This is a genomic window from Trinickia diaoshuihuensis, assembly GCF_003390925.1.
GTDB lineage: Bacteria > Pseudomonadota > Gammaproteobacteria > Burkholderiales > Burkholderiaceae > Trinickia > Trinickia diaoshuihuensis.
The window spans coordinates 43,481-67,814 of the sequence record NZ_QUBS01000082.1 but is presented as its reverse complement, the minus strand read 5'-3'; the positions used below and the strand labels follow the sequence as shown (position 1 = coordinate 67,814).

Below are 24,334 nucleotides of genomic sequence, written 5' to 3'. Positions count from 1 at the left end.
GGGCCGCTTCGCATGCTCCCACGCCATGACAATCGCCGACTCGCCTAGTCTCGAGGCCTTGCCCAATCCGCGCGGTGGCGCGGTGCCCGAGGCCGAAGCCGCATTGGTGGAGGCCCGGCAGGCCAGCGAGGCGCAATTGGCGGTGGTCGGGCCGTTGCTGCGTGCCGCACAGGCGTTGCGCCAAGCCGGCTGGTTGGCTTCGCAGCGTTTCGTCGATGCGCTCGTACTCGTTTCTCCCTACGCGAACGACGAATTTCTCCCGCGATTTCGTGCGGCGCTGACCGATTTCCATGCCGCGCTCACGCGGCACAATCTGCGCGAGCTGGCTTGCTCGCCGGCGCTTTTTTCTCACTATCGCGAACTGAACGCCCAGGTGGCGCGCCATACGCAAGGCTATGTCGTCGCGTTCGAGGATCTCGCGCTGACCGGCCGGCCGATTGCGCCCGCGACGTTGCGTGAGACATCCGGGGCATCGTTGCGCGTGTTGCGTGCCCGGTACGAGCAAGCGCTGCTGCCGGTGCTCAAGGAGCATGAGGGCGTGAGCGCCGCGCTCGACGAACTCGACGCGTGCATCGCCGAACTCGCCGGCGACGACACCTACGACGTGTGGCGCTTGGCTGGCGCATGTGCCCGTGCGTTGCGCGTGAGCGGCCGGGCTCGAGCCGGCGATCCCGACGCGAAGCGCTTTTATGCGCGATGCAATCTCTTGCTTGCCGAGCAAGGCCAAGGGGTGCAACTGGCGCCTCGATCGTTCGTCCGGGCGGCCCTCGCTTCGTTATGGCGCGATTACGCGCTATACGGCGCGGCGGCGGAGGATGCCGATTCCGTCCAGATTCTGCACGACTATGGACTGACGGTCGATTGGCATGTCGCGGCGACGCAAGCGTCCGAGGCGGCGTGGGAGGCGAGCGCGGCGCAAGCCGAGGCGGCAACGGCTGCGGGCGCTCCCGCGGCAGGCGGATCCGTTGCGCGCGACCTCGGCGCGCTCTCGGTGAATGTCTACGCTTACGAGGATTTTCTGCAGACGGCCGACGCCGCGATGGCCGCGCTCGCGGTCGGCACGGACGCGGCGTTTGCCGCCGCGACACCCGATGCGGCCGCCGCCGAGCATGCCGGGCAAGCCGCCTACCGGCTCGGCGCCGCGGCCCAGGCATTGGGACTCGGTCATGTGGCGTTGCTGGCCGATGCCTTGGGGCTCGCTTGGCGCCGGCAAGCCTATGCGGCGCGCATAGGCGCGGCGTCGTTCGCCCCGGCGCGGCGTCCGATGGAGCAGGCAGGAGAGGCGTTGCGGGCGATGTTGCTGCGCGTCGCGGCCGGCTTTGCACAGCCCGATTCGGCGGTGCCGCTGGCGCTGCTCGTGCAAGCGATCGAGCGCGCCGTTCCGGCCGCGGCGCCGGCGCCATCGTCTTCCATTTCTTAAGCGCTGCAAGACTTCCCCAATTATCGATCTGCGTGTCTCGTTGGCGGGACGCAGCGCCGCGAGCCCCTTCCTTGTCCGAACGGCTAGCCGCCGCGGGCGAGCGGGACATGCGTGATAGAGTGCGGGGAACATAAGGTCGCCGCGGGCGGGCGCGAACCGTGCGCCGTTCGCGGTTTGCAAGCCGCCCTTGCGTGCCGGCGCTCACTTGCGGCGTCCAACGTGCACTGTCTTTGCTAAAATTCGAACCATGCCTAAGAGTAACGATCGCATCAACCTGACCAACCAGTTCCTGATCGCCATGCCCAATATGGCGGATCCCACGTTTTCGGGGACGGTGGTCTACCTTTGCGATCACAGCGAACGCGGTGCGCTCGGCCTCGTCATCAACCGGCCGACCGATATCGATCTCGAATCGCTGTTCAGTCGCATCGACCTGAAGCTCGAGATCGAGCCGCTTCTTCACGTCCCCGTATACTTCGGCGGTCCCGTCCAAACGGAGCGCGGATTCGTTTTGCACGAGCCCGTCGAGGGCAGTGCCTATACGTCGTCGATGGCCGTGACGGGCGGGCTCGAAATGACGACGTCGAAAGACGTCCTCGAAGCGGTGGCGAGCGGCAAGGGTCCTCAGCGTTTCCTGCTCACGCTCGGCCATGCGGGCTGGGGCGCGGGTCAACTCGAAGACGAAATCTCGCGTAACGGATGGCTGACCGTTGAAGCCGATCCCAAGATCGTATTCGACGTGCCGGCCGAGCAACGTTTCGAAGCCGCGCTGGCGTTGCTCGGCGTGACGCCATCCATGCTCTCGGGCGATGCGGGTCACGCATGAGCGAAGGCGTTGGGCGTGAGGCGACGCTGCTTGCGTTCGACTACGGAGAAAAGCGGATTGGGGTAGCGATCGGTAACGTGCTGACGCGGCATGCGCGCGCGCTCGTCGTCGTCCCGAACCGCAATCGCGAGTTCCGCTTCGAAGCGATGGCCAAGCTGATCGGCGAATGGAAGCCGGACGCGCTCGTGGTCGGGCTGCCGTGTCATCCCGACGGCACGCCGCACGAAATGACGCAACTTGCGAAACGCTTCGGCAATCAGTTGAACGGGCGTTTCAATCTGCCTGTCGCATGGGTGGACGAGCGCTACAGTTCCGTCGAGGCCGATCTCGATATGCGCGAAAGCGGGCGCGTCGCCGACATGCGCGATGCCGAGGCGGCACGCATCATTCTTCAACAGTACCTGGACGGGCTTTCTTGATGAGTTCCATTGATGCCGAAGCGTCCTATGCGACGCTCCTCGCCCAGATTCGCGACGCCTACGGCGTATCGTTCGGCGCCGCCGACGGTCCCGTTCTCGCGGGTATCCACAGTGGTGGCGCATGGCTTGCCGAGCGTCTGGCCCGCGATCTCGGTGCGAAATTCTTCGGCGTGGTCAACGTGGCGCTGCACCGCGACGATTACGCCAAAAAGGGACTGCACAGCCAAGCGAGCCCGACCTCGTTGCCGTTCGACGTCGATGGCCGCCGCATCGTCCTCGTCGACGACGTTTTGCATACAGGACGTACCGTCCGTGCGGCCGTGAACGAGTTGTACGACTACGGCCGTCCTGCTGCGATCGAGCTTGCCGTGCTCGCCGAGCGCAGCGGCCGTGAAATGCCGATCGAGGCGCGATTCGTCGGCGTCCATGCCGAAGTGGCCGCCGACACTACGCTCGTGCTCGAGCGGGCAGGCGAAACGCAATTCACGTTTCGCACCGAAGCGCGTGGCGAGTGATCCGCCGCTCTTGTTTTCCGGCGCGGCGCGGCGGCCCAAGAGCCGTCGCGCGCCGCGTCCCCCTTGTTTGAATTAGACCGACCATGAACACCGTCACCCCGGGCCGTGCCGATCACGGCGGCGAGTCCGCACCCGCCGAGCGTTTCCGCTACGGCTTTCTCAAGGGCAACCCGCAACTCACGAAAAACGGCGAGCTCAAGCATTTGCTGACGATCGAAGGGCTCCCGCGCTCGATCGTCACGCACATCCTCGATACCGCCGAGCAATTCGTGAGCGTGACCGATCGCGAAGTGAAGAAGGTGCCGCTGCTGCGCGGCAAGTCGGTGTTCAACCTTTTCTTCGAAAACTCCACGCGCACGCGCACGACGTTCGAGATCGCGGCCAAGCGTTTGTCGGCCGACGTGCTCAATCTGAACATCAACGCGTCTTCGACGAGCAAGGGCGAGTCGCTGCTCGATACGATCAACAACTTGTCGGCCATGCATGCCGATATGTTCGTCGTGCGGCACGCGTCGAGCGGCGCGCCGTATTTGATCGCCGAGCATTGCGCGCCGCACGTGCACGTGATCAATGCGGGCGACGGCCGCCATGCGCACCCCACGCAAGGTCTGCTCGACATGTACACGATTCGCCACTACAAGCGCGATTTCACCAATCTGCGCGTGGCGATCGTCGGCGACATCTTGCACTCGCGCGTGGCGCGTTCCGACATTCACGCGCTGACGACGCTCGGCGTGCCCGAGGTCCGCGCGATCGGTCCGCGCACGCTGTTGCCGGGCGGCCTCGAGGAGTTGGGCGTGCGCGTCTATCACAACCTCGACGAAGGGCTGAAGGACGTCGACGTCGTCATCATGCTGCGCCTGCAAAACGAGCGCATGAGCGGCGCGTTGCTGCCGTCGGCGCAGGAGTATTTCAAGAGCTGGGGGCTCACGCCCGAGCGGCTGGCGCGTGCCAAGCCCGATGCGATCGTCATGCATCCGGGGCCGATGAACCGCGGCGTGGAGATCGATTCGCAGGTGGCCGACGGCCCGCAATCGGTGATTCTCAATCAAGTGACGTTCGGAATCGCGGTACGCATGGCCGTGATGAGCATCGTCGCCGGCAACAACGAATGAACGGGCAGTGTCGCGACGCACGGCGATGGCGATGAGCGAGCGACGTCAAAGAGAATAAAGGCAGCGCATGAAGATTCATATCCAAGGCGGCACGGTGATCGACCCGCAAGCGGGCACCGAGCAACGGACGGACGTTTTTATCGCCGACGGCAAGATCGCCGCGATCGGCGCCGCGCCCGCCGATTTCAAGGCGGACAAAACGATCGACGCGAACGGGCTGTGCGTCGCGCCGGGCTTCGTCGATTTGTCGGCGCGCCTGCGCGAGCCCGGCTACGAGCATAAAGCGACGCTCGATTCCGAGATGGCGGCGGCCATGGCGGGCGGGGTGACCACCCTGGCGTGTCCGCCCGACACCGACCCGGTGCTCGACGAGCCCGGTCTCGTCGAGATGCTCAAGTTTCGCGCGAGCAAGCTCAATCGGGCGAACGTGCATCCGTTGGGCGCGTTGACGGTCGGCCTGAAGGGCGCGGTCATCACCGAGATGGTGGGATTGACCGAAGCCGGTTGCGTCGGCTTTACTCAGGCCGATGAACCGATCGTCGATACGCAAGTGCTGCTGCGCGCGCTGCAATATGCGAGCACGCATGGTTATACGGTTTGGCTGCGTCCGCAAGACGCTTATCTCGCCAAGGGCGGGGTGGCGGCGAGCGGCGCCGTCGCTTCGCGCTTGGGCTTATCGGGCGTTTCGGTCGCGGCCGAGACGATCGCCTTGCATACGATCTTCGAGTTGATTCGCTCGACGGGCGCGCGCGTGCATTTGTCGCATCTGTCTTCGGCCGCGGGCGTGGCGCTCGTGCGCGAGGCGAAGGCGGAGGGGCTGGCGGTTTCTTGCGATGTCAGCGCGAATCATATTCACTTGATCGACGTCGATATCGGTTACTTCGACTCGCAATTCCGCCTCGATCCGCCGCTGCGCACGCAGCGCGATCGCGAAGCGATTCGCGCCGGGCTCGCGGACGGCACGATCGACGCCATCTGTTCGGCCCACACGCCCGTGGACGACGACGAGAAGCTGCTGCCGTTCGCCGAGGCTACGCCCGGCGCCACGGGGCTCGAATTGCTGCTGTCGCTGACGATCAAGTGGGCCGATGAAGCGAAGTTGCCGCTGGCGCGCGCCCTCAGCCGGATCACGTGCGAGCCGGCGAAGGTCCTCAAGCTGCCGGTTGGCACGTTGCAGACAGGAGCGGCGGCGGACGTCTGCGTGTTCGACCGCAATGCGTACTGGCGCGTCGAGCCGCGCGCACTCAAGAGCCAGGGGCACAACACGCCGTTCCTCGGCTACGAGTTGCCGGCCCGCGTGCGCGCGACGATCGTCGCCGGGCACGTAGCGTACGAGCAAGCCTAGGGCCGGGTGCGCGATGCATCCGCCGAACGAATCCTGAACCGCCGATCGCGATGAAACTTGCTTTAGCCAAACTCCGGCTCGTTTTGCACCTGCTCAGAGGGATGTGGATCGTCGCCGTCCGTTTTCCTCGCATGTCGGAGGCGAGCAAGCTCGAAGTCAACCGGGCCTGGTCCATCAAGATGCTCCGGCTCGCCGGTATGCGTCTTGTCGTCCATCACGACGAGAGGCGCGTCGATCACGGTGCGCTCGTCGTGGGCAACCACGTGTCTTGGCTCGATATCTACGTCGTCAACGCATGGCGTCCGACGCCGTTCGTCTCGAAGGCGGAGGTGAGAAAGTGGCCTGTCGTCGGTTGGCTTGCTCACCGCCTGGGTACGATCTTCATCCATCGCGAGAAGCGTCGCGATGCGCATCGCACGATGCACGAGATCGTCGAACGGATCTCGTCGGGCGGCGTGGTGTGCGTGTTTCCCGAAGGGACGACGTCGAGCGGTGTCGAGTTGTTGCCGTTTCACGCGAATTTGTTCCAGGCGGCCGTTTCCGCGCAGTGCAAGGTGCAGCCGATTTGTCTTCTGTACGAAGATAGCGAGGGCCGGCAATCGACTGTACCGGCATATATCGACGACCTCTCGCTCGGGCAGTCGCTCGATGCGGTGCTGCGCGGCGGGCCGTTCACGGCGCATTTGTATGTGGGTGAAACGATCGAGCCGATGAGCGACCGGCGTGCGCTGTCGGCGGCGGCGCGCGAGGCGGTGGGGGCGGGGTTGGGCGAGTTGCAGGCACGAATGGGGCCTGCGCTTGATGAAGCTCGCGAGCCCTCTGTAACAACCGCATCCGAGCGAGAAATCGGCGACGATCCTTCGATCGAGAGCGCACTTACGCCGCGTCAATGATGGGGCGGCCTGAACGGCCGACCCTCCGCTCGTGGGCATACGCCGTCCGTGGTGAAGACCAAGGTCCCAGTCCCTGTCCGGTACACGGGATCAATCTCCCTGCCCGGCTCCCGCGCATTCGCCGCACTCGACCTGAGCGACCGTACGCTCGCGCGGGTCTGCCGCGAGTCGGACGGCCGAGAGCCGGTTGCCCCAAACGCACCCCGAATCGAGCGCGATCAAATTGTCGCGCAGCATGAGTCCGAGCGCCGCCCAATGGCCGAACACGATCGTAACGTCCTGGGTGCGGCGTTGCGGGACATCGAACCATGGCAGATGATGCGGCGGCGCGGAAGCAGGGCCGCCGTTCGCCGCGAATTCCATCGTTCCGTCCGGCGTACAAAAGCGAATCCGGGTGAAAGCGTTGAACGCGACGCGCATCCGATCCTTTCGTTTGAGATCGGGTGACCAGCGGCGCGGTTCGTTACCGTACAGCTCGCCGAGCGCGTTCTTCCAATCGGCGCCGCGCAAGGCTCGCTGTAGCTCGTCGGCGAGTTCGAGCGTCAGCGTGAGGTCCCATTGGGGCAGCACGCCCGCGTGAACCATGAGCACGCCGTTTTCGTGGTGAGCGAACGGGCGATGGCGCAGCCACTCGAGCAGGGCCGGCGCATCGGGCGCCTTGAGGATTTCCGCGATCGTGTCGCTGTCCTTCATCTTGCGAATCCCGGCGTGAACCGCGAGCAAATGCAGGTCGTGGTTACCGAGCACGGCGCGCGCGCGGTCGCCGAATCCGGCAACTTCGCGCAGGGTGGCCAGGGAATCGGGGCCGCGATTGATGAGGTCGCCGGCGAACCACAGGGGCGTATCTGGCGAAGGCGATAGCGTGTCGAGCAGACGCCGCAGCGGCGCGTGGCAGCCTTGGAGGTCGCCGAAGGCGAGAGGAGCGCGAGAGAGGTGATCGTTCATCGATGTGAGGAGCGAGGCCGAGGAGCGGCGGCGCCGCCGTATAATTGGCGGCATCCAAGCGGCCGCATGGCGAATGCTTTTTCGGGCCAGGCTTATCCTATAGGAACTTCATGATTCTCGTAACGGGCGGCGCCGGTTTCATCGGCGCAAATTTCGTGCTCGATTGGCTGCGCGGCTCAGACGAAGCCGTGCTGAACGTCGATAAGCTCACTTATGCCGGCAATTTGCGCACGCTCGAGTCGCTGCAGTCGGATCCCAGGCACATCTTCGCTCGGGTCGATATCTGCGACGCCGCGGCGCTCGACACGTTGTTCTCGACGCACCGTCCGCGCGCGGTCGTCCACTTCGCCGCGGAGAGCCACGTCGATCGGTCGATTCACGGGCCGGCCGACTTCGTACAGACGAACGTCGTAGGCACCTTCGTGCTGCTCGAGGCTGCGCGAAGGTACTGGGCCTCGCTCGACGATAGCGCACGAGCGGCCTTTCGCTTCCTGCACGTTTCGACGGACGAGGTTTTCGGCTCGCTCTCGCCGGCCGATCCCCAGTTCTGCGAAACCACGCCGTACGCCCCCAACAGTCCTTATTCGGCCACTAAAGCGGGCTCGGATCACCTCGTGCGGGCGTATTTCCATACCTATGGTCTGCCTACGCTCACGACGAACTGCTCGAACAATTACGGCCCCTACCAATTTCCGGAGAAGTTGATTCCGCTCATGATCGCCCACGCGCTGGCCGGCAAGGCGCTGCCCGTGTATGGCGACGGCAGGAACGTACGCGATTGGCTCTACGTGAGCGACCATTGCAGTGCGATTCGCGAAGTGCTGGCACGCGGCGAGCCGGGGCAGACCTATAACATCGGCGGATGGAACGAAAAAGCCAATATCGAGGTGGTCCAGACGATCTGCGATCTGCTCGATGCGGCTCGGCCGAAGGCGCAAGGTTCGTATCGCGATCAGATCGCGTTCGTCAAGGATCGTCCCGGGCATGATCGGCGTTATGCGATCGACGCGCGCAAGCTCGAGCGTGAGCTTGGATGGAAGCCCGCGGAAACCTTCGAGACCGGACTTGCGAAGACCGTGCGCTGGTACCTCGAGAATCAACCTTGGGTGGACGAGGTGGCGTCGGGCGAGTACCGCAAGTGGGTCGAAACCAATTACACGAAGCGCGTCTGAGGAGAGCGCCCCATGTCGCGTAAAGGCATTATTTTGGCCGGGGGCTCAGGCACCCGGCTTTATCCGATCACCAATGTCGTGTCGAAGCAGTTGCTGCCCGTCTACGACAAGCCGATGATCTACTACCCGTTATCGACGTTGATGTTGGCGGGCATTCGCGATGTTTTGATCATCTCGACGCCGCAGGACACGCCGCGTTTTACCGCGATGCTGGGCGACGGCAGCCGCTGGGGGATGAATCTGCAGTATGCGGTACAGCCGTCGCCCGATGGGCTCGCGCAGGCCTTCATCATTGGCCGCGAGTTTATCGGCGCCGATCCGAGCGCGTTGATCCTCGGCGATAACATCTTTTACGGCCATGACCTCGCCGGGCAGCTCGAACGCGCGAATGCGCGCGACTCGGGCGCGACGGTTTTCGCCTATCACGTGCACGATCCCGAGCGCTACGGCGTCATCGAGTTCGACGCCGGATTCAGAGCGATCTCGATCGAGGAAAAGCCGGAGCAACCGCGCTCGAGCTATGCGGTGACAGGGCTTTATTTCTACGACGAGCGCGTATGCGACGTCGCCGCCGAAATCAAACCGTCCGCGCGCGGCGAACTCGAAATCACGGACGTCAACTCGCGCTACTTGGCCGACGGCGCCCTGAGTGTCGAAATCATGGGCCGCGGCTACGCATGGCTCGACACCGGTACGCATGATTCGCTCATCGAGGCGGCGACCTTCATTGCCACGCTGCAAAAGCGTCAGGGCTTGATGGTGGCGTGTCCCGAGGAAATCGCGCTGCGTCGCGGGTGGATCGATGCCGAGCAACTCGCCAAGCTCGCTGCTCCGCTCGCCAAGAGCGGATACGGGATGTACCTGCAAAGCATTTTAAAGAGCCAGATCGCATGAGTATTCAAGTGACCCCGATGGCGCTGAGCGAAGTCAAGCTGATCGAGCCGAAGGTGTTCGGCGATGCGCGCGGCTATTTTTTCGAAAGCTTCAATGCACGTGAATTCGAGTCCCAAGTGCAGCCGGGCGTGCGGTTCGTGCAGGACAATCATTCGCGCTCGGTCAAAGGCGTGCTGCGGGGCATGCATTACCAAATCGAGCATGCCCAGGGAAAGCTCGTGCGCGTGGTCGAAGGGGCAGTGTTCGACGTCGCGGTGGACATGCGGCGAAGCTCGCCCACGTTCGGTCAATGGGCCGGCGCGGTGTTGTCGGCGGACAATCGTAAGCAGATGTGGATCCCGCCGGGGTTCGCGCACGGTTTTGTCGTTTTATCGGACGAAGCTCAGTTTCTGTATAAGACCACGGATTATTGGCATCCGGAGTTCGAGCGCTGTCTGTTGTGGAACGATCTGGCCGTCGGAATCGTCTGGCCGATCGATTTTGAACCGACGCTTGCCGCCAAAGACGCGGCGGGCAAATCGCTTTCGGAAGCCGAGTCTTATGCCTGAGCATTTTGACGATGGTTCGATGCGGGGGGCGCCACGTACGATCTTGCTGACCGGTGCGAACGGCCAGGTCGGATTTGAATTGGCGCGAAGCCTGCAAGGATTCGGGCGCGTCGTCGCATGCGATCGGTCCGCACTGGATTTGGCCGATCTCGCGAAGGTGCGCGATGCGGTTCGCGAGATCCGGCCCGCGCTCATCGTCAATGCGGCGGCTTACACGGCCGTGGACCAGGCGGAAACCGACGTCGATGCCGCGATGCGAATCAACGCGCAGGCGCCCGGCATTCTTGCGGAGGAGGCCGCCCGTATACACGCTCCGTTAGTCCATTATTCGACCGACTACGTATTCGACGGCCGCGCGCCGAACGCCTATGTGGAGGACGATGAAACGAATCCGCAGAACACGTACGGGCGAAGCAAGCTGGCGGGCGAACAGGCAATCTCCGCAGCCGGCGGTGCGCATTTGATTTTTCGTACGAGTTGGGTGTATGGGGCGCGTGGCAAGAACTTCTTGCTGACGATGCTGCGGCTCGGCGGCGAGCGCCCGGAGCTTCGAGTCGTCGCCGATCAAATCGGCGCGCCGACGTGGTCGAACACGATTGCCGTGATGACCGCCAACGTACTGGCGCAAGCGATCGGCACCGGTGCCAAAGACGATGCTCCCTGGAACGACTGGTGGCGCGAGCGCTCAGGCGTCTACCACCTGACGGCTGCGGGCCAGACCTCGTGGCATGGGTTTGCCGAGGCGATTTTCGAATTGGCTGGGCTCGCCAAGAAACCTACCGTGCATGCGATTCCGGCATCGGCATATCCGACACCCGCCACGCGCCCGAGCAATTCCCGGTTATCCAACGATAAGCTCGCTCGCACTTTTGGGCTGCGCGCGCCGGAGTGGCGGGAGGCGCTGAGCTTGTGCCTCGCCGGCGGGGTGTCGTCAAGTGGTTAAGCACTCTTCTCGACGCGCAACAGCTTCTACATGAACCCCCATGACTGAACGGCAAAGCATTCGCATCACCGCGACAGACCCGCTATCGCATGACTACCGGCTACTCGAGAAGGTCGAATTCGACTACGAGCGGCGCGACGGCGTGACGCAATCGCTGACGCGCGAGATCTATCACGTCGACGACGGCGTCTCGGTGTTGCCCTACGATCTACGGCGCCGCACCGTACTGCTCGTGCGGCAATTCCGGCTCCCGGCTCATTTGCGCGGCGATAATGCGTTTATGCTCGAGGCCCCCGCGGGCTTTCTCGAGGGCGGCGAGATCGAAGCATGCGCACGCCGTGAGGTGGAGGAAGAAACCGGCTATCGAATCGGAGCGCTCGAAAAAGCGTTCGAAGCCATGATGGTGCCGGGTTGCATCACGCACGTCGTCCATGGCTTTGTCGGACCGTACACGCCGAGCGACCGAGTGGGCCCCGGCGGTGGCCTAGCGCACGAGGGCGAGGACATCGATGTGATCGAGCTACCCATCGACAAAGCGATTGCGATGATGGCTACCGGCGAGATCGTCGACGGCAAGACCATCATGCTGCTCCAATACCTCGCCTGGCGTGTGTTTTAGGCCGCGGTAGCGGTCCATCGTCAGCGAGGCGCCGAGGCACTCCTCAGTTGCGCGTACCGGCGGTCCTCAATCGGTTCCATACGAAATGAATGCCGCGGCGGAAGTCACCGTTGGCGATCCGGCCGATGAACGTTGCGCCCGCGCCCCACGCAAGCGCCAAGGGACGCGGCAGCGTAATGATAGGCGCGACCCAAAAACGGAACAGCGGCCTGCGGCCAAAACGCGCCGCGAATCGGCCATAGGTCGCGCGTAGATCCCCTTGCCGGGCGATGCGTTGCCGCAGCAAATTGAAGGGGTGGTACGACTTGAGCATGCGCGTCTCGAACTGCTCGATCGCGGAAGCGGGCAGGCCTGCCGGACGATATGAATCGAGAATGCGCCCCAGCCGCTCGACGAAGACTTCGGAGAAGTCGTAGCCGCCCGAGTTCGCACGCTTGCAGGCAAGAATGTAGTCGGTCAGATAGACGTTTCGCTTCGCGAGCAGCGCCGCGTAGACGACAAGGTGCACCTGCACGAGATTGCTGCCACAAAACTGTCTCGCATCGATTTCGGTTTGAATTCGGCGATTGATGACGCAGGCCGAAATGAACGTGATCAGCGGTCCGATCGCCGCGAGGAAGTCGCCAATATTTTCGAAGATCTCCACGCCTCCGTGCCCGCCGGGAAACTCACGCTCGGGGTCGTTTTCATAGCCGAACGGACGCAAGCAAACGACGCCATAGTCATCTTGCTTCAACCGGTCGAGCAATTGAGCGAGTTCGCCGCGCACATAGAGATCGTCATCGCCCATGATTTGCACGTAGTGCCCGCGCGCCTCGTTGAAGCATTGCGCGATGTTGGCGTCGGATCCGATATCGATCGTGTTGCGAATGTACCGAATGGGCAGCCCGTGCGCGATCGCGCGCGCGACGACACCGGGCGTGTCGTCCGTCGAGTGATTGTCGGACACGACGACTTCGACGAGGTCTGGGGCGATGGCTTTGCATTCCTCGACGAGCCGCTGCAGATTGAGTTCCAGATAGCGTGCGCGGTTATAGGTCGGAATGGCGATCGTAAGAAGGGGCAACGTTTCGTCGCTCACGCTTGGTGTCTCCAGGTGTGGTTGCAGTGCCGCCAGATCGCGACGGATACCGGCAGGTTCACGCAGATATTGACCGCGGCAAGCACGGCAACGAGGCCTGCTGAGGAATGCCGCGCAGCCGCCCAAATCAGTACGGGCGTACTGACGAGCGTCGTCGCCGCGATAAGCGGCATGAGCGGCTCTTTGCGGTAGCTGCGCAGATGCGTCGAGAGTCCGCCGATCAGTAAGTTGGCCAGCATGAAGCCGAGCAGGGCTGTCAGCTCCCAAAACGGCAGCACCCGATGAACGTAAGCCGTGTGCGAGAGCAAGCGGTATGCGGCCAACGTTGCGGCGGCGCCTGCGATGGCCACGGCCGAAGAAACGGCGTAATCACGGACAAATAATCGATCGAGCGCGGCCCAATCGCGTTGCGCCGCGGCACGTGCCATGGCGGGTACGCGCCGGGTCAGCCACGATTGGGCAACGAGGCTGATCGTATTGACGATCGTCAGCGACAGACCGAACTGGCCCGCGACGACAGCACCCTGCGTATGGAACAGCACGGGCGTATTGATCTGGGTGAGCAAATAACCGCACAGCCAGTTGACGGCAAGCCTCCACTGCAATGGCCATACTTCGCGCCGCCAAGCGAAATCGCGTCCCACCGTACGCCATGCCATAACGATGAGTTCGCGGCGGTAACTCACGAGCCATGCGATCGGAATCAGGAGCGTTGCCGTCGGGACCATGACGGTCGCCCACAGGCTTGCGCCGGCGGCCAAAGCCGCCCAAGCGGCAAGCGAACCGCAAATGGCTGTGCCCAAGCGGATGGCGTAGACCTCGGTGATTCGGCCCGTCCCTTCGAGCACGGAAAGGAAGGGCATGAAGACTAACCCTGCCGCCGTCACACCGCACAGGACGATCCATTGCGCCAGCCAATGCGGCGCGGCACCTGTTTTTGAGCCGAAGAACAGCAGGCCGCCCGGCAATAAAAGCGCGGCGAATGCGATTGCGCTTATCACGTACCAGCGCGAAGCGCGGCCGACGAGCGCGCGGAAGTGATCGGCTCCCTCACCTTCGACGGTAAAATCGGCACGCCATCGCAACCCGGAGAATGTGTGCGCCGCCACTTGCACCAGCACCGTCGATAGTCCGAGGTCGAATAGCGTGTAGAGCGCTGCGACGCTAAGGAAGCTGTAGTACCACCCTTGCAGTTCGGCCGATAGGAAGTGTACGGCCAGCACGGTGGTGATGAGGCCAGCGCCCGCCTGCCAAAGCCTTTGCGATAGCACCAGCAAAAGATCGCGCGGCAATGCGCGAAGCACCAGGGCGCGAGCCTTCGTCGGGCGTTGCGCCCGCTCGGGCGCGGGGCGCTCGGTCATCGCTCGTTTCAGAACAGCTTCGCCGCGAGGTCGTAGTCGCTGGGCCGGCCGACGTCCAACCAGTGCTCGAAGATCGGAAAGCACGATACCGGCATCGACTGCTGCGTCAGCGTATGCGCGACATCGGTCATGTTGTACTTGCCCGATTTCGGCAATACCTCGAAGACCTTCTTAGATAGGAAGTAGATGCCGCTGTTCACGAGGAAGCTGAAGCTCGGCTTCTCCTCGATATGGGTAACGAAAGAGTTCTGCTCGCTAATCACGCCGAACGGCACCTGGAAGCTGTATTGCGTCGCGGCGATGGTCATCGCCGAACCGCTCTTCAAGTGGTAGGCGAGAAACATGCCGATATCGAGGTTCGTCAATATGTCGCCGTTGAACACGAGTGTGTTCTCATCGACACTCGGCAAAAGCGATAATGCGCCGCCAGTGCCTAGCGGCTCTTCTTCGTGCACATACTGGATCTCTACGCCGAACCGCTCGCCGTTACCGAAGTGGCTCGTGATTTTTTCCGGCAGGTAGTGCGTTGCGATAAAAATTCGATTGGCACCGTGGCTGATCAGCTTCTCGATGCTAATTTCGAGCATCGGCCGACCGTTGATTTGCAGCATCGGCTTGGGCGTGTCCGCCGTGAGAGGACGCAGCCGCGTTCCGAATCCACCGGCCATTACCACGGCCGTGAAGTTACGGTTGATATAGCTCGGCGAATGATCTGCGGCGGAGTGATCGATGATGGCGACGGGGTTTCCGTCCACGTCCACGAGAACGAGCTGGCGCAGGTTATGTTCCCGAAACAGCTCCTTGCGTTCGTTCGGCGCCGAGTGAATACTCGCGGTAATGGGTCCCGGACGCGCCGTCTTCGCTTTCACTTCGTTAATTTCGCGGGCGCTGTCGTCGAGCTTGCAGCCTTCCAAGAAGGCGCGGCGCACGTCGCCGTCCGTAATCACGTTGATGAAGCGTCCCGTTGCGTCATACAGCAACGCGCACGCGACCGGGCCGCTAGCCTGGATGCGAGCGATAACGTCCGATATCTTGGAATCAAGCGTTACGCTCAAGTGAGCGAGTTGGTCGGAGGCCTTCATAGCGGGAGATAGAGCGGAGGATGAGCGAATTGAATCTTAGGCCACGAGGGCCGAATCCGCTGATAAAAACCGGATCCGGCTAGGGCGACGGCTCCCCCTCGAGCGAGTAGAGAGCAGTTTTGGCCCAAGTAGCGAATCATAGCATGCACTAGGTGCGCATTCTAAGCGGTGGTGCCGGAGCAGCCGATGTCGTAGAACGACTTGTCGCGCACGGCCTTCAAGTCGACATCCAGAATGGCTTCCACGATCGATCGGCTCGTGCCCGGGCGGTCGTAGGGGTTCGACGCCGCGGCTGCCCGCGCGCGGAAATCGGCGCCGATAGCAGTGGCGATGGCCGCTTCAATAGCGCTTGTCTGCGGCACGCAATGAAGCACGCTCTCGCTACGGATTCTTCCTTGCTGGCGGGACCCGATGTCGACCGTGGGGACGCCAAGGCTCGGCACCTCGATAATTCCGCTGGAAGAGTTTCCGACTACGGCGGCCGCATATCGCGCTGCCGACAGATAGAGCGTGACGCCGAGCGACATCGAAAAGCGGAAGCGTCCCGGCCGCGCCTGCGCGGCAAGCGCGAGCATGCGATTGAGTCCGCCTCCGCCCGGGTCCGCGTTCGCGCCCGTAAATGCGCAAACATGGCTCGGAAACGCGTCGAGAGCGCTCAGCAGCGCCTCCAACTGCTCGTCGGGCGGTTGTACTTCGAGCGTGGCCGGATGGAATGTCACCAGGAAATACGGCTGTTCCGCGGCAAGCTCAAGGCGCCGCTCCACCTCGGACTTCGAAAGAAGCGGTAGGCTCTTGATGTTCTCGACGCCGAGCGCGCCGACGTTGAACACACGCTCGGGCGCTTCCCCCATCTGAACCACGCGCCGACGGTACGCCTCGGTGCTCGTGAAGTGCAGGTGGCTCATCTTCGTGATCGCATGCCGGAACGCATCGTCCATTGCCCCCAGCGTGAGTTCGCCGCCATGGATGTGTGCGATCGGCACCTTGCAAACGGTAGCTGCCGCGGCTGCTGCCAATGCCTCGAAGCGATCGCCCAATATCACGAGCAAGTCCGGGCTTAGCCGCTTCAGAGCTTCGCCATAGCGCATGATGCCAAGGCCCATTGCCGTGCAGACGTTGGTCTCGGTGCCGCCGTCCATGAGGATTTCGACTCGCTCGTCGATCGGTAGCCCATCCGATTCAATCTCGCGCCAGGTATTACCTAGCGATTCGGCTAGATGCGCGCCGGTAACGAGCGTGCATAAGCGGACGCCGGGGGCAGTCTCGACGGTTCTCATGAGCGGCCGCAGCAGGCCATATTCGGCGCGCGTTCCGGTGAAAAAGCAGATCGTCTTCATGTCCTGTCGTTCGATGCGTTGATCGATTACCAGGCGCTGGCGCCCAACGTCCAAACGCCGTAACCGAGATTTTTCGTATCGATCAGCGCCGGGTGACTCTGTCGAGCATACGGGAGATCGCTCGCGTCCGAGTAGACGAGCTTGTAGTCGTCGCCATCGGAAAAGTATAGGTAATTGGGCTGGCCAAAGTGAACCCGCATGGTGTCGGGGCGCGCCATATATGTGGGAAATAACCCGGGGATGTCACCCACGACCGGGCGTGGGCCGACATTGCCGTTGTCGAACAGAGCGTGTTGCGCCGCCCCGCAGGGCGTGCCAGCGACCGTCGTCGGGTAGCAACCGTGATCGCGCCGGTAGGCGGCGAGCGCCGCGGCCATATCGAACATTTCCGCAGCCCGAGCATCCGCCTCGATATACTCCTGCGCCGTGCTAAGCACGAAGTATTGGGCGGCATCCGTTTGCCACGCAGCGTTGCCCAGCAGGTACTCGTACACCAGGGGCAGCACGCGCGCGGCCGTGAGCGGCACCGGGCCGTCTTCCATCGACACGATCACGTGCGGCTTGCGAAAGTCGTAATCGCGGATGTTGAACCGTCGTCTGAGCGTCTTATCTGTGATCAATGCGACGTTTTTCGGCCATTGTACGTACTCGCTTACGGACAGACCGAAATGGTCGCGCCCACCGTATGCCGAGATAAGGTTGCCCGTGTACTCGTAGTTCCAAATGGTGCGGTCGCCGATTCGGCTCGAGCGGGTTTTGTCATCGAACACGAATGTCCGGTCGTCGCGCAATTGATCGCGATGATCACGTAAATACGCAATCGTGGCGGTTTGACGCAGCCAGTCATGCCATAGGTTGATGCCTGTCATGATGCCTGCGCTGATCGACGTGGCGAGGACATACGCGAGCACTAGGTCGCGGCCATAGCGCTGCAGCAACGGTACGCGGGCGAATGCGCGATCGAGCGTGTCAATGAGTGCGAGCAGGATCAAATCGATCGCGGCAACAGCCGGCAGGATGTTGCGCGCATCGTAAAAGCTCATGAGCTCGGGTGTCTTGCCGACCACCACGTAAGGGTACGCGGCGGCCGCGAAGAACAGTATGCCCAGCGCCAAGTGCAAACCGATATCTCGCCAAGGGGTGCGCATCGAGCGGCGCGGTAATAGCCGTAGGAGCCCGAAGCAAATCAGCGTGGCTGCGATTAGCCCTACGGGCGGCACGGTGCGTAAGCCGATGGCGAAAAAGTCGCGTAGTACCGGGCGTATCAGCGTAAATGACGTCCCGATCGCCGACAGGACAAGATGAGCATCGATTGAGTTATACGAGCCGTAGAGCTGCGATTTCGCAGTCGTCAGTCTCTTCACCAAAATAAAGACGATCGGAAGCGCGAGCAACGACACGTTCTGTCGGGCAAAGTCGCGCAGGACCGGCTTCGATTGACTCCAAAAGGTGTGTACAGCGCCGCGTAACGCGGCTAGTTCGATCCATCCCGCCGCGCGGAGCGTCCTCTGAAAGTTCAGGCTCCGTTGTATTTCTCCCAATACAAGGAGTGCGAGCAGCAGCGCGTACAGCACAATGAGAGAGTTGAGATAGAACGAGAAAAACAGCAGAGCCAGTGCTACCCAACGTAAGAGAGGCGACCGCCGGCGAGCGCCGAGCAGAATCGCGACGCCGAGCCAAAACGCAGCGATGTAGACGTTATAAAGTGCAACGCTCGTTAAAAAACGAATCATGGCGACATGCGTCGCGCAATAGATCAGAAAGAACTGAAACGCCGACATGCGCGTAACGCGAGCGTACCGATGCAGCATGAGGGCGACTATCGCGCCGGTCGAAATCCATGCGATGAGCGCCGTGACGCGCATGGCGATCGAAGGCGAGGGAAGTCCGTTGATGATTGTCGTCAGGTAGCCGCCCCACCACACGCCCAGCTCTTTGCCGATTTGGATATTTTCGGCGGCGTTGTGAAACAGCCAGACCCAATCGTCCCAAAAGTAGCCGGGATTCAATACGACGAGCACGGTGCTGCCGAACATCGCCAGAAGGGCGATTGGCAGGCACCGAATCCAGAGACCCAAGGATTTCATCAATACATTCTTCTTTCTAGATTCTTCGACGCGAGACGCAGGCAGCGCGCTTGACTACCGTAACAGGCAAAGACCAGCTCACCAGGCACACCAGCCGCCGTCGATCACGAGGTTCTGCCCAGTTACATAGGCGGAAAGATCGCTCGCGAGGTAGACCGCGGCACCCTTGAAGTCTTCTTCCACAGCCATTCTCTGCAACGGCGTGCGCTCGATATATCGCTTGGCGAATGCTTCCGGCTGATTGCGCCACACGCCGCCGGGGCTGATCGTGTTGACACGAACCGCTGGAGCGAGCGTCGTGGCGAGCCAGTTCGTCAGTTGGATCAGCGCGCCTTTACTTGCGCCATAGGCCGCCGGATTGCCCATCGATGTGCCTTCGTACAGCCTCCAGTCGGGTCCGACGACGCCGTACAGCGACGCGACGTTGATCACCGATCCCTTACCGGACGCCTTCAGGTACGGCAATGCGGATTGCACGAGTTCGAATACCGAGGTCACGTTCACCTCGAAGGCCGCCCGCCATGCGGGCGTTTTTTGTTGCTCGAACGGTACGGCCCAGCCTTCAAGCTGGGACGTACCGACGAAGGCCGCGCAATTGACGAGGACATCGAGGCCGCCGCACAAATCGGCGACGCGTGCGGGCAAGCTGCGCACGGCAGTTTCATCGGCCAGTTCCAGCTCGAACGTTTCGATGCGGGCGCCGGTACGCGCGCGGATTTGCGCCGCGCGCTCGGTCAATTGGTCCGCTTGGCGGTCGACGAGGACGACCGTCGCGTTCGCTTCGGCAAGCGCCTCCGCCATCGCCGCGCCGATGTGGCCGGCGCCGCCTGTTACGACAGCCGTCTTGCCGGCCAGCGACATAAGTTCTTCGATCTTGCGCATGCTGAGTCCGTTTCTTGATAAAAAGATTAAGGCCGGATCCATGAGCCGGCCGTCGCCGCGGCTTCCGCCGCGTCGACGAAGCGTACGACTTCGATGCCCTCGGCGAGCGTCGCGAGCGTCGATGCGTCGTCGTTTACAAACGCTTCCAACTGTGCCCGATAGGTGACGTCGCGCTCGGGAGCGAGCTGTGTCGTTTCTCCGTTGACGGTCAGCAGGCCGCCCACGAGGTCCAGCGCGGCGCTCAAGTCCGGGCCGTTGAGCGTGATGGTGCGCTGCGGCTTGCGATCGAGGTAATTGATTCCGATCGATACCGCCGGACAACGCGCATTGACGGAAAGCATCGAAAAGACGTCGTCGCTATCGATCTCCAGATCGCTGAAATGACCGCCGAGTGCAGCGACGCGAGCAGCCGGACCACACAGCCAGAGCGCCAAATCGACCTCGTGCGACAAGTCGCGCAGTACGCCTCCCCCCATCGACTTGCTTGCCGAATAGGTTTTACGGTAGTCCGCCGCTGGGCGCCATTGCGGTAGGTACTGCCCGGCCTGAAAGCTGGCGCAAAAAAGCGGCCGGCCCGCAACTTCCGCCCGCAGTGCCTGCACGAGCGGGTGAAAGCGCAGGTTGTAAGCGGCATAGACCCGCATGTCGCCGGTTTCCGGCAGGGCGCTAAGCGAATCGAATATGGGCTTTTCGATCAGCACAGCACCCGCGAATCCCGCGACGCGCAGCGCGTGGATCGCGTCAGCGTGTTGCGCGGTCGGATTGGCGATCAGCACGCGCTCCGGCCTGAATCGCGCGAGCGCATCCGCGATGCTGTCGAACCGGGGATAGGGGCACGCTTCGTTGCGTGAGACGCAGGCGACATCCATGCCGAGGGAGGCCGCGATGCGGCCGTGCCGGGCGCCGATCGACCCGTAGCCGACGATAAGCATTCGCATGGAGTTTCCTCAGAGCGGTTCGTCCTGCGCATAATCGCGCGCGGCTGTCGTCCCAATGATTTCGTCCCACCTTGTCGGCGACAGCCCGTTTCCGGGCCGCCGCACCGCAAGGTTCTCGGCCGTTAGTACTTCACCTTTCGCGATAGGCCGCCCCGCCACGATGCTCTTGCGCGCGACCGCTCGATTGGGCAGTTCCGATGCGGTTGGGCGCTTACGGCCGTCTCCCAAGGCGGCGCTGACGCGGCGGATCGCTCCGACCATGGCGGCGAGCTCCTCCGGCTCCAGACTAGCTTTGTGATCGGGGCCCTCCATGGATCTGTCGAGTGTGAAGTGCTTCTCGATGACCTGCGCCCCGAGCGCTGTTGCGGCAATCGGAATTTCGATTCCCCGGGTGTGATCCGAGTAGCCGATCGTTGCTCCCGGAAACGCTGCGCGCAAAGTCGCCATTGCCCGAAGGTTCACTTCTTCTGCGGGCGCGGGATATTCGGTCGTGCAATGCAAAAGCGTGATGTCGGCGATCGCGATGCCGGCCGACTCGAGCGTTTGCACGGCTTGCTCTACCTCGCCGAGGGTCGCCATCCCCGAAGATAGAATCACGGGCTTGCCCTTTGCGCCTAGCGCGCGCAGCAGCGGCGTGTTCGTCAAATCTCCCGACGAGACCTTGAAGGCTTCCATCCCGATGCCGTCCAGGAAATTCGCGGCCTCCAAATCGAAGGGCGTGGACATGAATTTGACCCCGCATTTTGCGCAATAGGCGGCCAGATCGGTGAACGCCTCAAGGGGCAACTCCAGGCGCTTGAGCATCTCGAGTTGCGTTTCTCCGCTACCGGTCGTCGCCTGTTGATAGGCTGCTTTCGGCGCCGCACGTGTGGCGAGTGCCTCCGCGCGAAACGTTTGAAATTTGACATAGTCGACGCCGGCGGCAGCCGCTGCGTCGATGAGCCGGTATGCAAGCTCTATCGAGCCGTTATGGTTGACGCCGGCTTCGGCGATCACCGTACAATGGGGAATCATCGGGACTGATCTCCAAGATAGAGCGTATCGTTGGGTACTGATTTGCGAACGCGCGCGCCCATGGCAATCAGCACGCGATCGCCGATCGCAATGCCTTCGCGACAAACGGCGCCGCTGCCGATCAACGTACCGCTACCCACGCGCGCTGCGCCGTTGATGACGGAAGCCGTCGCTACATGGCAGTGATCGCCGACAACGGCATCGTGTTCGATCAATGCACGGCTGTTCACGATGGTGTTCGCGCCGACTTTCGCATCGGGGCCCACCTGGGCGAAGTGCATGACGATCGTGCCGTCGCCGATCGTGGCACCGCGGCCGACTCGGGCCAAGGGCGAAACAATGGCGGGTAGGGAAAAGCCGAGTTGGCGCAGGCGCTCGTACAGGCGCATGCGCACGTTGGGCGTTTTGATTTGTCCGACCGTTACCAACGCATTCTGATAGTGGCGGGATAACTCGTCGAGTTTGTCGTCGTGGCCGATGACGGGATAGCCCAACACTTCACGCGTCTCGCAGCCGGGAGCTTCGACGATGCCCGCGATCGTCCATCGACGTTCAGCTTCGATTACGTCGATGACGGCTTTGCAGTGGCCCCCTCCACCAATCAGAAGGATGTTCATCGTTACGCCGAGGGGTGCAGCACGCCGCTCGGAATGTTGATGAGCCGGTCGGCGATCGATTGCGTCGTTGCCAGCGGGCCGTGCGGCGCCTCCGCAAACATGGGCAGCGTATGCAGCGGTTCCCAAACCGGCCGCGTCATTACGCCTGCTTCGTTGGTTGCGTCCAGACAGGCGTCGCGCTCGTTGCGGTCGGCCAGCAAAATCGCGCACAACCAGTAGTTCGAATACGTTCCCGGGCGCTCCGTGACGACCTCGATACCGGTGCCTGCGAATGCCTGCACGTAGCGATCGACGAGCTCGCGTTTGAATGCGACAAATTGGTCCAGCCGCTCCAATTGCGCACAGCCGAGCGCGGCATTGAGGTTGGGTAAGCGAAAGTTGTAACCGATCGCGTCGTGCTCGAAGCGCCAGCGATGCGGGACCTTGGCGGTCGTCGTCAAATGCTTGGCGCGCTTGGCGACTTCCGAGTCGTTGGTCATGATGGCGCCGCCGCCGCCCGTCGTACAAATTTTGTTGCCGTTGAAACTGAGGGTGCCGAGTAGGCCGAAAGTGCCGCAATGCGCGCTGCCGACGCGGCTCCCCAGTGCTTCGGCCGCGTCCTCGATTAACGGGATTGCCCACTTGCGGCAGACATCGGCAATTTCCTGGATACGGGCCGGTAGTCCGAACGAGTGCATCGGCACACAGGCCGCTATACGGCGCCCCGTCGCCCGGTGCGTGCAACCGCGACTCGAGCGTTCGCATTCACGTTCGAGGAACGCTTCGAGTGCGGCCGGCGACATGCCTAGGGTATCCGCGTCCACATCGACGAAAGCCGGCACGGCGCCCGCGTGCGCGATCGAATTGGCTGTCGCGACGAAACTGAGCGATTGCGTAATGACCAGGTCATCGCGCTCTACTCCGGCAAGCAACAACGACATGTGCAAAGCCGTCGTGCCATTCGTCGTGGCGACGACGTGTGCCGCGCCCGTGATCTCTTGCAACATGCGCTCGAACTGGCTGACGTATTCGCCCACCGACGAGACGAACGTCGATTCGATGGTTTTTAGAACGTAAGCGCTTTCGTTACCCTCGAAAATGGGGGCGTGTAGCGGCAGGAAGCCATCCGGGCGGCGATACGCCTCACGCACGGCTTGCACAATCGTGGCTGCTCGGTCCATAGGAGTGTCTCTGGTATAGATGAATCGATTCGGCGGGTTTGCCGATCACCTTACACGTTGTAGCGATCGGCCTTGTAATTCGCCAAATTGGCCGGATCGGTAAACCATTCGACCGTTTTCGCCAGCCCGCGGCGGAAGCCGTCCACGCCGGCGTATTCAGGCGCCCAGTTCGTGAGGTCGCGTAGCCGGCGATTGTCGGCCAGCAGGCGTTCCACCTCGCTCTTTTCCGGACGCAGACGTTGCTCGTCGGTCTCGATGGCCACTTCCACGCCCATCGTTTCCGCGATCATGCGGACGGTGTCGCCGATACTGACCTCGAAGCCGCTCCCGGCGTTCAGCACTTGACCGAGTGCTTGATCGCTGTTCATCACCGCTTCAAACGCGCGCACGGTATCCGTAACGAAATTGAAGTCGCGGGTGGGGTGCAACGAACCGAGCTTGAGGTTGCGTTGACCCGCAGCAATCTGGGTGATGATGCTCGGGATGACCGCGCGGGCCGACTGACGCGGACCGTACGTGTTGAACGGACGCAGCACGGCGACAGGCGTCTCGAACGACATGTAGAACGAAAGAGCGATCTGGTCGGCGCCGATTTTCGAGGCTGAGTATGGCGATTGTCCTTGGAGCGGATGCGATTCGTCGATCGGCACGGTCCGGGCGGTGCCGTACACTTCGCTCGTCGATGTATGCACGACCCGCGCACCGAGGTCTCGCGCGGCTTGCACGACATTGAGCGTGCCTTTTACGTTCGTGTCGACGTACGTATCGGGCGAATGGTAGGAATAGGGGATAGCGATCAACGCCGCCAGGTGCAGGACGACGTCGCAGCCTTGTACGGCTTTGCGTACGCCGTTCGGATCGCGGATGTCGCCGGCAAACACGTCGAGCGAGGACTTGATGTCGGAATCGGCCCGATCGAGCCAGCCCCAAGAATTAAACGAGTTGTACAAAACGAACGGGCGAACGTCGTAGCCCGCGCGAACGAGGTATTCGGTGAGATGAGAGCCGATGAAACCATCGGCGCCGGTGACGAGGATTCGTTTATTCGTCGACATTGTCGTTCCTTGCATGATCTCGCGACGTACGCGAGTGTTACTGTACAGGGTAAGTTCGCGCCTGAG

General features: G+C 62.4%; 24 protein-coding genes. 12 read left to right on the top strand and 12 right to left on the bottom strand.

Annotated features, from left to right (window positions below):
• Positions 1-25: 25 nt before the first annotated feature.
• The 7 genes from DXT59_RS20645 (at position 26) to DXT59_RS20615 (ending at position 6,533) form a co-directional block, all read left to right on the top strand.
• Positions 26-1,420, top strand: coding sequence for a hypothetical protein (locus DXT59_RS20645; RefSeq protein ID WP_116138737.1), 1,395 nt, complete (start codon positions 26-28; stop codon positions 1,418-1,420).
• Between the two features lie 247 nt (positions 1,421-1,667).
• The gene (locus DXT59_RS20640; protein WP_116138736.1) at positions 1,668-2,246 is read left to right on the top strand and encodes a YqgE/AlgH family protein; all 579 of its coding nucleotides are present in this window, start codon (positions 1,668-1,670) and stop codon (positions 2,244-2,246) included.
• Positions 2,243-2,665, top strand: coding sequence for a Holliday junction resolvase RuvX (ruvX, locus tag DXT59_RS20635; protein ID WP_116138735.1), 423 nt, complete (start codon positions 2,243-2,245; stop codon positions 2,663-2,665). Before DXT59_RS20640 ends, ruvX begins: the two co-directional genes overlap by 4 nt.
• A complete protein-coding gene (gene pyrR / locus DXT59_RS20630) occupies positions 2,665-3,180 on the top strand; it encodes a bifunctional pyr operon transcriptional regulator/uracil phosphoribosyltransferase PyrR (protein ID WP_116138734.1) in 516 nt (171 codons plus the stop codon). Before ruvX ends, pyrR begins: the two co-directional genes overlap by 1 nt.
• A gap of 83 nt (positions 3,181-3,263) precedes the next feature.
• A complete protein-coding gene (locus DXT59_RS20625; RefSeq protein WP_116138733.1) occupies positions 3,264-4,295 on the top strand; it encodes an aspartate carbamoyltransferase catalytic subunit in 1,032 nt (343 codons plus the stop codon).
• Between the two features lie 67 nt (positions 4,296-4,362).
• On the top strand, positions 4,363-5,640 hold the full coding sequence (locus tag DXT59_RS20620; protein ID WP_116138732.1) for a dihydroorotase: 1,278 nt from the start codon (positions 4,363-4,365) through the stop codon (positions 5,638-5,640).
• Between the two features lie 50 nt (positions 5,641-5,690).
• Positions 5,691-6,533, top strand: coding sequence for a lysophospholipid acyltransferase family protein (locus DXT59_RS20615; protein ID WP_116138731.1), 843 nt, complete (start codon positions 5,691-5,693; stop codon positions 6,531-6,533).
• A 90-nt stretch (positions 6,534-6,623) separates the two neighbouring features.
• Here the strand turns inward: DXT59_RS20615 and DXT59_RS20610 are convergent, their stop codons facing one another.
• Entirely contained in the window at positions 6,624-7,478 is an 855-nt protein-coding gene (locus DXT59_RS20610; protein ID WP_116138730.1) for a symmetrical bis(5'-nucleosyl)-tetraphosphatase, read from the bottom strand.
• A 110-nt stretch (positions 7,479-7,588) separates the two neighbouring features.
• Here DXT59_RS20610 and rfbB point away from each other — a divergent pair, with 110 nt between their 5' ends.
• From rfbB to DXT59_RS20585, 5 genes are read left to right on the top strand one after another with little or no spacing between them, the layout of a single operon-like run.
• Complete coding sequence (rfbB, locus tag DXT59_RS20605) at positions 7,589-8,650, top strand: dTDP-glucose 4,6-dehydratase (RefSeq protein WP_116138729.1); 1,062 nt, start codon at positions 7,589-7,591, stop codon at positions 8,648-8,650.
• Between the two features lie 12 nt (positions 8,651-8,662).
• A complete protein-coding gene (rfbA, locus tag DXT59_RS20600) occupies positions 8,663-9,544 on the top strand; it encodes a glucose-1-phosphate thymidylyltransferase RfbA (RefSeq protein ID WP_116138728.1) in 882 nt (293 codons plus the stop codon).
• Positions 9,541-10,092, top strand: coding sequence for a dTDP-4-dehydrorhamnose 3,5-epimerase (gene rfbC, locus DXT59_RS20595; protein ID WP_116138727.1), 552 nt, complete (start codon positions 9,541-9,543; stop codon positions 10,090-10,092). Before rfbA ends, rfbC begins: the two co-directional genes overlap by 4 nt.
• The gene (rfbD, locus tag DXT59_RS20590) at positions 10,085-11,035 is read left to right on the top strand and encodes a dTDP-4-dehydrorhamnose reductase (protein WP_420823406.1); all 951 of its coding nucleotides are present in this window, start codon (positions 10,085-10,087) and stop codon (positions 11,033-11,035) included. Before rfbC ends, rfbD begins: the two co-directional genes overlap by 8 nt.
• Positions 11,036-11,075: 40 nt before the next feature.
• Positions 11,076-11,654, top strand: coding sequence for an NUDIX domain-containing protein (locus DXT59_RS20585; protein WP_116138726.1), 579 nt, complete (start codon positions 11,076-11,078; stop codon positions 11,652-11,654).
• A 43-nt stretch (positions 11,655-11,697) separates the two neighbouring features.
• Here DXT59_RS20585 and DXT59_RS20580 read toward each other — a convergent pair whose 3' ends face one another.
• From DXT59_RS20580 to DXT59_RS20535, 11 genes are all read right to left on the bottom strand, one after another.
• Positions 11,698-12,735 carry a glycosyltransferase family 2 protein gene (locus DXT59_RS20580; protein ID WP_162878170.1) on the bottom strand — a complete coding sequence of 346 codons (1,038 nt, stop codon included), beginning with the start codon at positions 12,733-12,735 and terminating at the stop codon, positions 11,698-11,700.
• A complete protein-coding gene (locus DXT59_RS30730; RefSeq protein ID WP_162878169.1) occupies positions 12,732-14,096 on the bottom strand; it encodes a hypothetical protein in 1,365 nt (454 codons plus the stop codon). Before DXT59_RS30730 ends, DXT59_RS20580 begins: the two co-directional genes overlap by 4 nt.
• 8 nt (positions 14,097-14,104) lie before the next feature.
• Complete coding sequence (locus DXT59_RS20575; RefSeq protein WP_162878168.1) at positions 14,105-15,151, bottom strand: nucleotidyltransferase family protein; 1,047 nt, start codon at positions 15,149-15,151, stop codon at positions 14,105-14,107.
• A gap of 188 nt (positions 15,152-15,339) precedes the next feature.
• Positions 15,340-16,515, bottom strand: coding sequence for a UDP-N-acetylglucosamine 2-epimerase (neuC, locus tag DXT59_RS20570; protein ID WP_162878167.1), 1,176 nt, complete (start codon positions 16,513-16,515; stop codon positions 15,340-15,342).
• Positions 16,516-16,541: 26 nt separating this feature from the next.
• A complete protein-coding gene (locus DXT59_RS20565) occupies positions 16,542-18,602 on the bottom strand; it encodes a hypothetical protein (RefSeq protein ID WP_162878166.1) in 2,061 nt (686 codons plus the stop codon).
• A 78-nt stretch (positions 18,603-18,680) separates the two neighbouring features.
• Positions 18,681-19,484, bottom strand: coding sequence for an SDR family oxidoreductase (locus DXT59_RS20560; RefSeq protein WP_116138721.1), 804 nt, complete (start codon positions 19,482-19,484; stop codon positions 18,681-18,683).
• Between the two features lie 26 nt (positions 19,485-19,510).
• Positions 19,511-20,422 carry a Gfo/Idh/MocA family oxidoreductase gene (locus DXT59_RS20555; RefSeq protein ID WP_116138720.1) on the bottom strand — a complete coding sequence of 304 codons (912 nt, stop codon included), beginning with the start codon at positions 20,420-20,422 and terminating at the stop codon, positions 19,511-19,513.
• A gap of 9 nt (positions 20,423-20,431) precedes the next feature.
• On the bottom strand, positions 20,432-21,436 hold the full coding sequence (gene neuB, locus DXT59_RS20550; RefSeq protein ID WP_116138719.1) for an N-acetylneuraminate synthase: 1,005 nt from the start codon (positions 21,434-21,436) through the stop codon (positions 20,432-20,434).
• Positions 21,433-22,053, bottom strand: a complete 621-nt coding sequence (locus tag DXT59_RS20545; protein WP_116138718.1) for an acetyltransferase — start codon at positions 22,051-22,053, stop codon at positions 21,433-21,435. The genes neuB and DXT59_RS20545 overlap by 4 nt, the downstream gene beginning before the upstream one ends.
• Positions 22,054-22,055: 2 nt before the next feature.
• Positions 22,056-23,213 carry a LegC family aminotransferase gene (locus DXT59_RS20540; protein ID WP_116138717.1) on the bottom strand — a complete coding sequence of 386 codons (1,158 nt, stop codon included), beginning with the start codon at positions 23,211-23,213 and terminating at the stop codon, positions 22,056-22,058.
• Between the two features lie 50 nt (positions 23,214-23,263).
• Positions 23,264-24,268: an NAD-dependent 4,6-dehydratase LegB gene (locus tag DXT59_RS20535; protein WP_116138716.1), complete on the bottom strand. Its 1,005-nt coding sequence runs from the start codon at positions 24,266-24,268 to the stop codon at positions 23,264-23,266.
• Positions 24,269-24,334 lie beyond the last annotated feature (66 nt).

Excerpts from the sequence above, each read along its gene's own strand:
- DXT59_RS20555 (WP_116138720.1), bottom strand. The coding sequence starts at position 20,422 with ATGCGAATGCTTATCGTCGGCTACGGGTCGATCGGCGCCCGGCACGGC.
- DXT59_RS20545 (WP_116138718.1), bottom strand. The coding sequence starts at position 22,053 with ATGAACATCCTTCTGATTGGTGGAGGGGGCCACTGCAAAGCCGTCATC.
- DXT59_RS20625 (WP_116138733.1), top strand. The coding sequence starts at position 3,264 with ATGAACACCGTCACCCCGGGCCGTGCCGATCACGGCGGCGAGTCCGCA.
- DXT59_RS20620 (WP_116138732.1), top strand. The coding sequence starts at position 4,363 with ATGAAGATTCATATCCAAGGCGGCACGGTGATCGACCCGCAAGCGGGC.
- DXT59_RS20535 (WP_116138716.1), bottom strand. The coding sequence starts at position 24,268 with ATGTCGACGAATAAACGAATCCTCGTCACCGGCGCCGATGGTTTCATC.
- DXT59_RS20610 (WP_116138730.1), bottom strand. The coding sequence starts at position 7,478 with ATGAACGATCACCTCTCTCGCGCTCCTCTCGCCTTCGGCGACCTCCAA.
- rfbB (WP_116138729.1), top strand. The coding sequence starts at position 7,589 with ATGATTCTCGTAACGGGCGGCGCCGGTTTCATCGGCGCAAATTTCGTG.
- DXT59_RS30730 (WP_162878169.1), bottom strand. The coding sequence starts at position 14,096 with ATGACCGAGCGCCCCGCGCCCGAGCGGGCGCAACGCCCGACGAAGGCT.
- neuB (WP_116138719.1), bottom strand. The coding sequence starts at position 21,436 with ATGATTCCCCATTGTACGGTGATCGCCGAAGCCGGCGTCAACCATAAC.
- DXT59_RS20585 (WP_116138726.1), top strand. The coding sequence starts at position 11,076 with ATGACTGAACGGCAAAGCATTCGCATCACCGCGACAGACCCGCTATCG.
- pyrR (WP_116138734.1), top strand. The coding sequence starts at position 2,665 with ATGAGTTCCATTGATGCCGAAGCGTCCTATGCGACGCTCCTCGCCCAG.
- DXT59_RS20645 (WP_116138737.1), top strand. The coding sequence starts at position 26 with ATGACAATCGCCGACTCGCCTAGTCTCGAGGCCTTGCCCAATCCGCGC.
- DXT59_RS20560 (WP_116138721.1), bottom strand. The coding sequence starts at position 19,484 with ATGCGCAAGATCGAAGAACTTATGTCGCTGGCCGGCAAGACGGCTGTC.
- DXT59_RS20540 (WP_116138717.1), bottom strand. The coding sequence starts at position 23,213 with ATGGACCGAGCAGCCACGATTGTGCAAGCCGTGCGTGAGGCGTATCGC.
- rfbA (WP_116138728.1), top strand. The coding sequence starts at position 8,663 with ATGTCGCGTAAAGGCATTATTTTGGCCGGGGGCTCAGGCACCCGGCTT.
- DXT59_RS20565 (WP_162878166.1), bottom strand. The coding sequence starts at position 18,602 with ATGAAATCCTTGGGTCTCTGGATTCGGTGCCTGCCAATCGCCCTTCTG.
- DXT59_RS20615 (WP_116138731.1), top strand. The coding sequence starts at position 5,691 with ATGAAACTTGCTTTAGCCAAACTCCGGCTCGTTTTGCACCTGCTCAGA.
- neuC (WP_162878167.1), bottom strand. The coding sequence starts at position 16,515 with ATGAAGACGATCTGCTTTTTCACCGGAACGCGCGCCGAATATGGCCTG.
- DXT59_RS20640 (WP_116138736.1), top strand. The coding sequence starts at position 1,668 with ATGCCTAAGAGTAACGATCGCATCAACCTGACCAACCAGTTCCTGATC.
- rfbD (WP_420823406.1), top strand. The coding sequence starts at position 10,085 with ATGCCTGAGCATTTTGACGATGGTTCGATGCGGGGGGCGCCACGTACG.
- rfbC (WP_116138727.1), top strand. The coding sequence starts at position 9,541 with ATGAGTATTCAAGTGACCCCGATGGCGCTGAGCGAAGTCAAGCTGATC.
- ruvX (WP_116138735.1), top strand. The coding sequence starts at position 2,243 with ATGAGCGAAGGCGTTGGGCGTGAGGCGACGCTGCTTGCGTTCGACTAC.